The 8,402-nt window shown below is 68.7% G+C and carries 9 protein-coding genes; 2 read left to right on the top strand and 7 right to left on the bottom strand.

Annotated elements, in window-relative coordinates:
* Positions 1-41: 41 nt before the first annotated feature.
* Entirely contained in the window at positions 42-653 is a 612-nt protein-coding gene (locus tag IEZ21_RS11445; RefSeq protein ID WP_033319233.1) for a TetR/AcrR family transcriptional regulator, read from the top strand.
* A gap of 187 nt (positions 654-840) precedes the next feature.
* Here IEZ21_RS11445 and IEZ21_RS11440 read toward each other — a convergent pair whose 3' ends face one another.
* The 5 genes from IEZ21_RS11440 to IEZ21_RS11420 form a co-directional block, all read right to left on the bottom strand.
* Positions 841-984, bottom strand: a complete 144-nt coding sequence (locus IEZ21_RS11440) for a hypothetical protein (RefSeq protein ID WP_189321747.1) — start codon at positions 982-984, stop codon at positions 841-843.
* Positions 985-999: 15 nt separating this feature from the next.
* Positions 1,000-1,836, bottom strand: a complete 837-nt coding sequence (locus IEZ21_RS11435; protein WP_189321746.1) for a carbohydrate ABC transporter permease — start codon at positions 1,834-1,836, stop codon at positions 1,000-1,002.
* The gene (locus tag IEZ21_RS11430) at positions 1,833-2,804 is read right to left on the bottom strand and encodes a carbohydrate ABC transporter permease (RefSeq protein ID WP_189321745.1); all 972 of its coding nucleotides are present in this window, start codon (positions 2,802-2,804) and stop codon (positions 1,833-1,835) included. Before IEZ21_RS11430 ends, IEZ21_RS11435 begins: the two co-directional genes overlap by 4 nt.
* A 56-nt stretch (positions 2,805-2,860) precedes the next feature.
* A complete protein-coding gene (locus IEZ21_RS11425) occupies positions 2,861-4,165 on the bottom strand; it encodes an ABC transporter substrate-binding protein (protein WP_189321744.1) in 1,305 nt (434 codons plus the stop codon).
* Positions 4,166-4,238: 73 nt separating this feature from the next.
* Positions 4,239-5,480 (bottom strand): aminotransferase class V-fold PLP-dependent enzyme, encoded by a 1,242-nt coding sequence (locus IEZ21_RS11420; RefSeq protein ID WP_189321743.1) that lies wholly within the window; start codon positions 5,478-5,480, stop codon positions 4,239-4,241.
* Positions 5,481-5,719: 239 nt separating this feature from the next.
* Here IEZ21_RS11420 and IEZ21_RS11415 point away from each other — a divergent pair, with 239 nt between their 5' ends.
* The gene (locus IEZ21_RS11415) at positions 5,720-6,454 is read left to right on the top strand and encodes a FadR/GntR family transcriptional regulator (RefSeq protein ID WP_189321742.1); all 735 of its coding nucleotides are present in this window, start codon (positions 5,720-5,722) and stop codon (positions 6,452-6,454) included.
* Positions 6,455-6,555: 101 nt separating this feature from the next.
* On the opposite strand, the gene IEZ21_RS11410 is transcribed toward IEZ21_RS11415, so the two are convergent.
* The gene (locus tag IEZ21_RS11410; RefSeq protein WP_189321741.1) at positions 6,556-7,509 is read right to left on the bottom strand and encodes a polysaccharide deacetylase family protein; all 954 of its coding nucleotides are present in this window, start codon (positions 7,507-7,509) and stop codon (positions 6,556-6,558) included.
* Positions 7,506-8,318: a polysaccharide deacetylase family protein gene (locus IEZ21_RS11405; RefSeq protein WP_246567575.1), complete on the bottom strand. Its 813-nt coding sequence runs from the start codon at positions 8,316-8,318 to the stop codon at positions 7,506-7,508. Before IEZ21_RS11405 ends, IEZ21_RS11410 begins: the two co-directional genes overlap by 4 nt.
* Positions 8,319-8,402: the final 84 nt, after the last annotated feature.

The raw sequence follows: 8,402 nt of genomic DNA, 5'->3' as shown, positions 1-8,402 counted from the left end.
CGGAACACAAGAGCCGAGACACGAGAGCAAAGGGAATCCACATGGCACGGATGCCGTCGGCCGAGCGGCGCCGACAGCTCACCGAGGCGGCGATCCGTGCGATGACCCGAGACGGCGTCCCCCGGACGACGACCCGGTCCATCGCCGCCGAGGCGGGCGTGTCACTGAGCGTCTTCCACTACTGCTTCGACTCCAAGCAGGCCTTGATCGAGTCCGTCATCGAGACGATCACCGGTCATTACGTCACGGTGGTGAAGGAAGCGATCCGGCCGAAGGCCACCCTGCGGGAGACCATCGGGGCCGGCTTCCAGGCCTACTGGGACCATGTGTCCGCCAATCCGGGCGAGCACATGCTCACGTATGAACTGACTCAGTACGCCCTGCGCCAACCCGGGTTCGAGCATCTGGCACGACGGCAGTACGAGCTGTACTCCGACACCTACGCCGAACTCATCGAACAGCTCCGGCACAGCATGAACTTCGAACTCCGCGTACCCGTCCCCGTGTTGGCCCGCTATCTGGCCGCCATGACCGACGGCCTGACTCTGAACTTCCTCGTCCTCGGCGATGACGCGGCCTGGGCGGACATTCTCGACACGATCACCGACCACGTCGCCGGCCTCGTCCGGGACGAGGCACCCGCGGCGACCTGAACGCCGGGCTCCGCCCCTGGCTGGTAGGGCCGCGGAGTCGATCGGGGCGGATGTCTCTGATCCTCCCCTGATTAGGCGTAGTACCAGTTGTTGCAGCCGACCACCGGCTGCTCGGGCAGCAGCAGGTCGGGGCACACGGCGGCACACAGCAGTGCGGGCCGGGGGCGGCGAGAGTCAACTCCAGCCCTTAGTCCGGCTGGTGACACGTCGTCACTTCCGCGCCGCGCCCCGTCCGGCGGCCCGCCCCCGCCGGTGTGGCGGAGCGCGGGTCCCCGTCCGCCGCGATGATCACGTGGACGGCATCGGGCAGGGGAACATCGATCACGGACATGACTTGCCGCCTCTCTCAGCCCTTCACCGCGCCGGACGTGAGGCCTTGGACGATGTGACGGCTGGCGAAGGCGAACAGCAGCATCGTGGGCAGGATGGTGAGGACCGCCGCGGCGGACATGGAGCCCCAGTCGATGTTGAAGCTGGAGATGAATCCGTTCAGGGCCGTGGGGACGGTCTTGTTCGTGTCGCTGTTCATCAGCGTCACGGACAGGAAGAGTTCGTTCCAGCAGTTGACGAAGTTGAAGATGAACGCCGCCACGATCCCGGGACGCATCACCGGCAGCAGCACCCGGAACAGCGCCCCGAACCGGGACAGGCCGTCGATCATGGCGGCCTCCTCCAGCGCGTCGGGGATGTTCTCGAAGAAGCCGCGGAGCATCACCGTGCAGAACGGGATGCAGACGGCGATGTAGACGAGGATCAGCCCGAGCCGGTTGTCGACCAGCTTGAGGTCGGTCATCAGCAGGTACAGCGGTCCCAGCGCGATGAAGGTCGGGATCATCTGGGTGACCAGGGCGGCCATCAGCAGCGCGGACTTGGTACGGAACTCGAAGCGGGCCAGTACGTACGCCGACAGCATCGAGATCGCCGTGGCGACCGCGCCCGCGACGGTCGCGACGATGAGGCTGTTGGTGAGGTAGACGCCGAAGTCGGCCTTGCCGAACAGCCCGCTGTAGTTCTCGAGCGAGAAGCGCTCGGGCCAGTAGGCGATCGGGAAACTGAAGATGTCGCCGGGTGCCTTCAGCGACGTGATGGTGATCCAGTAGAGCGGGAAGACGGTGAAGACCAGCCACAGCCCCAGGAAGGTGAACTTGGTGGCCCGGCCGGCCGTGGACTCCTTGCCGATCACGGCTTCACCTCTCGCTTCTCGCGCGTGGCCAGAAGGAAGAAGACTGCGAACACCAGCAGCGTGGCGACCACAATGAGGCCGAGCGCGGAGGCCCTGCCGTAGTCGCCCTGCTGGGTGATCTTGATCATCCAGGTGGTCACGATGTGCGTCTCGTTGTTCGGCCCGCCGCCGGTCATCCCGAAGATCAGGTCGGGGAAGTTGAAGATCCAGATAACGCGCAGCAGCACGGTCAGCGCGAGCGTGACCCGGATGTACGGAATGGTGATCTGGAACAGCGTGCGAACCTTGCCGGCCCCGTCGAGCGCCGCCGCCTCGTACAGCTCCTCGGGGACGGACTGCAGGGCGGCCAGGATCATGATCGTGAAGAAGGTGACCCCGTACCAGACGTTGGCGACCACGACGGCGAACATCGCGGTCTTCGGGTCGGCCAGCCAGGCGACCGGCTCGTCGATCAGCCCGGCCTTCTGCAGCACGTCGTTGACGACGCCGAACTCGCTGTTGAACAGCCAGCGGAACAGGATGCCGATGAGGAATCCGGAGATCGCCCAGGGGAAGAAGACCAGCGCCTGGTAGAGGCCGCGGAAGCGGAACTTCCGGCGCAGCCACAGGGCGAGGGCGAAGCCGATCACCAACTGGGGCACGATCGAACCGAACACCCAGACGGCGGTGTTGGTGAGGACGGTGCCCCAGGCGGGGTCGGCGAAGACGTCACGGAAGTTCTTCAGGCCCACCCAGGAGGTGTCGCTCAGGTCCGTCAGATTCCAGTTGCGGAAGGCCATCTGGCTGCCGGCGATCATCGGGTAGTACGTGAAGACCGCCACGAAGATCGCGGCCGGGGCCATGAAGGCGGCGATGAGCAGCCCGCGCCGAGAGGTGAACTCCGGCTTGCGGCGGCCCCGTTCGGCGCCTCGGGCGGGCGGGTCTCCCCCCTTCCGGTTCCGGGAGGAGCCCGCCGACGCCGTTTTCATCGTTTCCGTCGCACTTGTACTCGAACTCGTCGTTTCGGACGCGGACGGCATTTTGCCTAGCCCTCCTGCTGCCACTTCTCGGTCCAGTACGCGTCCCAGCCGGCCAGCAGCGCCTTGGGCGTCAGCTTGCCGAGCACCATCTTCTGCACGTCGGCGTCGGCCTTCTGCTGCCACTCGGTCCACCAGGCGACGCCGCGCGGCTGGCTGACGTTGAGGTACTTCTCCGGCTGCTCCGTCATGGTGACGTAACTGGACCAGGGGCCGGTCTTGTAGAACGGGTCCTCGGTGGCCGACTTGAGGATCGGCACCAGGCTGTTCTTCTTGGTGAAGGTCGTCGACGCCTCGCCCTCGGAGAGGAACTCGACCAGCTTGACGGCCTCGGCCTTGTTCTTGCTGCCGTCCGCGACGCCCCATCCGGCGGTGGCCAGCGGCTGGACGGTCTTGCCGCTGGGGCCTGCCACCAGCGGGGCGGTGTCCCACTGGTCCTTCGCGATCGCCTTGGACTCCGAGACGGTGGCGATCACTTCGGGATCCTGGAGCAGGAAGGCCGTGGAGCCGTTGGAGAAGCCCTCGACCATCTCCGGATAGCCCCAGGACACGGACGACTTCGGGGACGCCTGCTTGAAGAGCTTGAGGTAGGTCTCCATGGCGTCGAGGGCTTCGGGCACGGAGAAGATCGTGCTGCCGTCCTTCAGCTTGAAGCCGTTGGCGGGGTCGATCTCGTCGGCGACGTACGCCTCGATGACGGCGGTGGCGTTGCCGTTGGCGTTGGCCCCGCCGCGGAAGGCGTACCCGTAGCGGCGCTTCCCCGGGTCGTGGATGGCGGAGGCCTGCTTCAGCAGCTCGTCCCAGGTGGCCGGCGGCGCGCTGAAGCCGGCCTCCTTGATCAGGTCGGTGCGGTAGAAGACGCTCAGGCCGTAGAAGCCGTACGGGACGAAGTAGGTCTCGCCGTCGGCGTCCTGGGAGGCCTTGACGGCGTTCTCCGTCATGGCCTCCCAGCCCTTCCAGCCGGTGAGGTCCTTCTTCATGTCGTAGAGCCAGCCGTTGTTCGACCACGGGCCCACGGTGGTGTCCCGCACCTCGAGGGTGTCCACGCCACTGCCGGACTGGAGCATCTGCTGGATCTTCTGGTCGGCCTGCTCGGTGGGCGGCGAGACCAGATTGACCTTGATCTTGGGGTTCTGCTGTTCGAAGTCCGCTATGAGGTCCTTCAGCAGATCCGTGCGGGCGGGGTTCGTCAGGCTCTCGACCATGTTGAGGGTGACCGTTCCGCCACCACCACCGCCGCTCATGGCGGAGCAGCCGGTCAGTACCATCGTGGCGGCTGTGCCGAGGGCAAGAGCTGCCGTCCTTCTTCTCATCGTGCCGACCTCTTCCTTGGATACGGCCGCGCTGGCAGCGGCGTCGGGACGGGGGTTGGAGGGGTCGCGCCGCCTACGACGCTCCGGGCTGTTCGCGGGCCGCGCGGGCCCACTCGCCGAGGACGGGGACGCAGTCCTCGGCGAAGTACTCGTAGTCGGCGGCGGTGTTGTAGATGTGCGCGGACAGCCGCAGATAACCCGTGCCGCCGAAGCTGGTGAAGGCCGTCTCCACGCCCAGTTCCCGGGCGGCCCGGTCGCGCAGCGCGTCGGCCTCGACGCGGCTGGCGCCCAGTCCCGCCGGCAGCCGTACCAGACGCATTCCGGGCACCGGCATGCCCACGTCGACGGCGCTGGGTTCGCCGGTGAGCTCGGCGAAGGCCGCGCCGACGACGCGCTCGGCGTAGCCGACCAGGTCGTCCATGTACTGGCGGGCGGTCCCCCAGCCCCAGGTGCGCTCGATGAGGTCCAGCGCCGTCGGCGCCGCCAGATAGCTGGTGAGGTCCACCGTGCCCTGCTGGTCGAAGCGGTCGGGATACGGATCGGCGGCGCCCCACGAGTCGATCAGGGGGTAGAGCTGCTCGCGCCGCGGGCCGCGGGCGACCAGCGCGGCGGTGCCGCGCGGTGCGCAGCCCCACTTGTGCAGGTTTCCGGCCCAGAAGTCGCACGTCACACCGTCGAGGGGGGCGGCGATCAGACCGGGGGCGTGGGCGCCGTCGACGAGCAGCGGGATGTCGCGCCGCCGGGCCTCCGCGCCGATCCGCTCCACCGGCATCCGGCGTGCGGTCGCCGAGGTGATGTGGTCGAGGACGATGAGATCTGTGGCCTCGCCGATCTCGGCGGCCACGGCCTCGTACGCCTGCTCCTCATCCGCGTCCAGCGGCACCCGGGCGGTGCGGACCCGGCCGCCCCAGCGGCGTGCCAACCTTTCGGCGCCCATGGTCACAGCCCCGTAGCCGTGATCGGTGACGACGATCTCGCCACCGCGGCGGCGAGAGAGGCCGGCGAACACGACGCTGGCACCGGCACTCGCGTTCGGCACCAGGGCGAGGTCGTCGGGGGCGACCCGCAGGAAGGCGGCGAGTTCGACCCGGGTGGCGGCGATCCGCTGCGGCAGCGCCGGGAACCACACCACTGGGGAGCGATCCATTTCCGCACGCAGCTGGTTCTGCCGCTCCTGCGCCACCGAGGGGACCGCCCCGAACGAGCCGTGGTTCAGGTGCTTCATCGCGGGGTCCAGCGACCACGCCCGGGCGGCGGGCCGTCCGTCGGCCAGCAGGAGGGGGCGCGGGGCGGTGGTGACCTCGGTCTCGCTCACATCACTCCATATCTGCCCGGCCTGAGTGCCCGAGACATCAGACAGTGCCTGAATTTTTTCCAGAGACGTATGATGACTCGGCATCCTGGCATGGCATTTTCGCGCCTGCAAGGCTCATGCAAGGGAAAGTCATCAGATGAATCCTGGCCGATACATACAAGACATCTGATGACTCGGGATGACTCGGTACAGTGCACGAGGGCTTCGGTGATGCCGCCGGTCCGTCAGGGAGGAGTCGAATGTCCGCAGTCGACAAGGCGTTCCACGGCCTACGACACATGATCGCGACGGGACGTCTCGGTGCGGGCGAGCGCATTCCGCCCGAGGCCGAGCTCGGCGAGGAGCTCGGCGTCTCGCGGGGATCGTTGCGTGAGGCCGTGCGGATGCTCGCGGCCCTGGGAGTGGTCGAGCCGCGGCACGGCTCGGGTACCTACGTCTCCCAGCTCAGGCCGGAGGACATCATCGGCAGCCTCTCGCTGACCCTCGAACTCCTGCCACTGCCCGGCCTGTTGGAGGTGTACGAGATCCGGCGGGTCCTGGAGGCTCATGTCGCGGCCAAGGCCGCCGCGCGCCGAACCCCCGAGACCGTGCGGACGCTCTTCTCGCTCATCGAGGCCATGGAGGCCACCGACGACCCCGCCGAGGCCTCCGAGCTCGACCACCGCTTCCACGCGGAGATCGCCAGGGCCGCCGAAAACCCCACCCTCGCCTCCCTGCTCGCGGTCTTCCGCGCCCGCTCCCGCAAGTACCAGGTCTTCACCCTCCCCGAGGGCCCCGAGCTGCGGCGCAAGAGCGACGCGGACCACCGCGTACTGGCCACCGCGATCGCCGACCGCGACCCTGGCTCCGCCGCGGGCGCGGCCGAGGCCCACGTCACCCAGACGGAGCGGTGGCTGCGTGCCTTCATGCCTCCGGTGGAGGAGGGCGCCCAGGGCCGGGAGAAGGGCGGCGAGGCTGACGGCGCCCTGAGCTGATGGCACTCGGCCGTCGGCAGGCGGTACCCCGCGGCGCCCGTCACGGGGCGGGCCGGCCGGCCCGAGGGAATCGACGCGACAACCAATTGGGGTCCTGGTCGTCAAACTCCCTCATTCCAAGCAGCTCTCACCCTCTCGGGGTGGCCCTCCGATCCCGTCCCCGGATCGGCCGCCCGACGCCAGTGCTCCGCCACATGCCGGCCGGTCGCGAACCAGACGTCCCCCTGTGCGCGGACGTGGTCCAGCAGTTCCTCGAGCATCAGTACCCGTCCCGGCTTGCCGATGGACTGCGGGTCGAGGGCCAGGACCCAGCACAGGCCGTAGTCGCGGTAGGCGTCGAAGGAGTCCTTCCAGTCGTTCAGGACGTCCTGGTAGGCGGCGATGCGGGACTCGGCGGGAGGGAAGGCGACCGGGGCGCCGTTGAAGAGGAAGTAGGGGTGGTCGGCGTACTCCCACTGCCAGGGCAACTCCACGACGGGCGTGGGCCGTCCGGCGGACCACAGCAGGTGGGGGCGGTCGTCGCCGTGCGTGGATGAGGACCAGCCGAAGCCCAGTTCGTCGAGGAGCACGGTGTGCCCGTCGCCCATGGGGCCCGGGGCGGCGCGCAGTCCGGTCGGCCGGGCGCCGGTCACGGTCGTCAGCAGGTCGGCAGTGCGGGACCAGGTCTCCCGGATGTCCGGGGTGGGCGTTCCGCCGGGGACGGGGGGCGCGGCCGCGGCGATCTCGTGTCCCGCGGCGGCGACTTGGCGGACCGCGTCGGCGTGGCGCAGCCCGGTATGCTCGGGAACGAACCAGGTGGCTGGGAGCCCGTACGCGTCCAGAAGGTCCAGGAGGCGCGGGACGCCGCGGGTTGTGGCGTACGTCCCCAGCGAGAGGGTCTTGGGCCGGTGCCGGGCGGAGGGATGCTGCCTGAGCCAGAACATTTCGGCGTCCAGGTTGAAGGTGAGCACCACCGCGCACCTGGCACCTCCCGGCCACTGCGGGCGCGGCTGCCTGCGCCGCCGGATGCCGCTGTCACCGCCGGGCGGAGGCATGGCCGTATCAGAGATGCTCATATCGCCCTCCCCGAAGCGGTCTCGCCGTACGACCGCCACCAGTCGGCGATCTCGGCACCCGTGGCGAACCAGACGTCACCAGCTCGGCTCATGTGGTCCAGCAGTCGCTCCAGGGCGCGTACCCGCTGGGGTTTGCCGATGACCTGCGGGTGCAGCATGAGGACGTAGCACAGGCCCCATCGGTGGTAACCGTCGAACTCGCGGCGCCAGTTGTCGAAGGTGGCGAGCGTGGACGCGATCCGGTCCAGGCCGCGCGGCTCCGGCGGGGACTCGTTGTAGACGAACTGCTGGTAGTCGTCCAGCTCCCAGTGCGCCGGGATCTCGATCAGGTCCAGGGCGTGGCCGTCGATCTGCCAGCGGTAGGGCCGGTCGTCGCCGCGCATGGAACTGGAGTAGGAGAAGCCCAGCTCCGCGAGGAGGGTGGGGGTGTCGGCGGCGATGTCGCCGCTCGGGCTGCGGAAGCCCACCGCGCGTACTCCGGTGGTACGTTCCAGCAGGTCCTGGCTCCGCTCGATGATGTCGCGCTGTGCCGCGCGGGAGTGGTCGAAGAAGGTCTCGTGCATCCAGCCGTGATGGCCGATCTCCTGGCCGGACGCGGCGATGTCCTTCACCACGGCGGGCCATTGTTCGACGATCTTGCCCGGCACGAAGAAGGTGGCGGGCAGTGAGCGGTCCTCCAGCAGGTCCAGCAGGCGCGGGGTGCCCCGCCAGGGGCCGTACGCGCCGATGGAGAAGCCCCGCGCGTCGTCCCACTGCCCGGTGGCGCGGTCGAGCCACAGGGTGGGGCCGTCCAGGTCGAAGCTGAGCATGACGGCACAGCGTGCCCCGCCCGGCCAGTGGGGCGGCGGTTGTTGGTGCATGGGCGGTTCCGGTTCGCGTGCGTTCGGGTGCGG

This window comes from Streptomyces flaveus (assembly GCF_014647675.1).
GTDB lineage: Bacteria > Actinomycetota > Actinomycetes > Streptomycetales > Streptomycetaceae > Streptomyces > Streptomyces flaveus.
This window is presented reverse-complemented; position numbering and strand designations above follow the sequence as displayed.

Bases quoted from the DNA above. Each gene is read 5' to 3' on its own strand.
- IEZ21_RS11445 (WP_033319233.1), top strand. From the start codon at position 42: ATGGCACGGATGCCGTCGGCCGAGCGGCGCCGACAGCTCACCGAGGCG.
- IEZ21_RS11440 (WP_189321747.1), bottom strand. From the start codon at position 984: ATGTCCGTGATCGATGTTCCCCTGCCCGATGCCGTCCACGTGATCATC.
- IEZ21_RS11430 (WP_189321745.1), bottom strand. From the start codon at position 2,804: ATGAAAACGGCGTCGGCGGGCTCCTCCCGGAACCGGAAGGGGGGAGAC.
- IEZ21_RS11425 (WP_189321744.1), bottom strand. From the start codon at position 4,165: ATGAGAAGAAGGACGGCAGCTCTTGCCCTCGGCACAGCCGCCACGATG.
- IEZ21_RS11415 (WP_189321742.1), top strand. From the start codon at position 5,720: ATGTCCGCAGTCGACAAGGCGTTCCACGGCCTACGACACATGATCGCG.
- IEZ21_RS11410 (WP_189321741.1), bottom strand. From the start codon at position 7,509: ATGAGCATCTCTGATACGGCCATGCCTCCGCCCGGCGGTGACAGCGGC.
- IEZ21_RS11405 (WP_246567575.1), bottom strand. From the start codon at position 8,318: ATGCTCAGCTTCGACCTGGACGGCCCCACCCTGTGGCTCGACCGCGCC.